This is a genomic window from Candidatus Hydrogenedentota bacterium, from assembly GCA_016791475.1.
Lineage (GTDB): Bacteria > Hydrogenedentota > Hydrogenedentia > Hydrogenedentales > JAEUWI01 > JAEUWI01.
In genome coordinates this window covers 1-570 of the sequence record JAEUWI010000371.1, presented here as the reverse complement: position 1 = coordinate 570, position 570 = coordinate 1, and the positions used below count along the sequence as shown (strand labels likewise).

Sequence of the window (570 nt, the reverse complement as noted above, 5' to 3'; positions counted from 1 at the left end):
CGCATGCGCAAACTCAACCGCTGATTCGATCTCCTCCCTCCTTCCGCAAGGAATCGGGATTCGGGCGGCCTGCGGGCCGCCATTTTTTTAGCGGGCGCGGGTATTCCGTTCGCGTTCGACGCGCAGGATGAAGCGCTGGATCATCGAGACCTGGGAATCCGGCAACTGGACGAATTGGCAACCGGCGCGAAGCATCGGTTTGCCGTTCTTGCCGCTGATCCGGAACACGCTGCGCACCCGCATTTGCGTTTCGATGGTGCCGACCTCCGGCAGATTGATGCGGCAATTGCGGAATTCGCGGTCCGGTTCGAAGGGCGTGCCGTCCGGCGGCACCATGACCGCCAGGCCGCCGCCGCTGATGTCGAGCACGGTGGCATTGACGCGCGCTTCCTCCGCGCCTTCTTCGCCGACGACCCGTCCGCCGACTTCAACGGCGACACCGGCGTGTACGATTTCGACTACTTCGATTTCCTGAACGCGTTCGGCGCGGGGTGTTGAACGGGCCGGGGGAATCGGTCGGGCGTGGGCGTCAGGCGGTTGCGGCGGCGGCGCAGAGGCGGAGGACGGCCA

General features: G+C 65.4%; 1 protein-coding gene. It reads right to left on the bottom strand.

All coding sequences use genetic code 11. The features are described from left to right. Window positions 1-87: 87 nt before the first annotated feature. Window positions 88-570: PilZ domain-containing protein (locus JNK74_29740; protein ID MBL7650354.1), on the bottom strand; the 483-nt coding region annotated here is incomplete at its 5' end.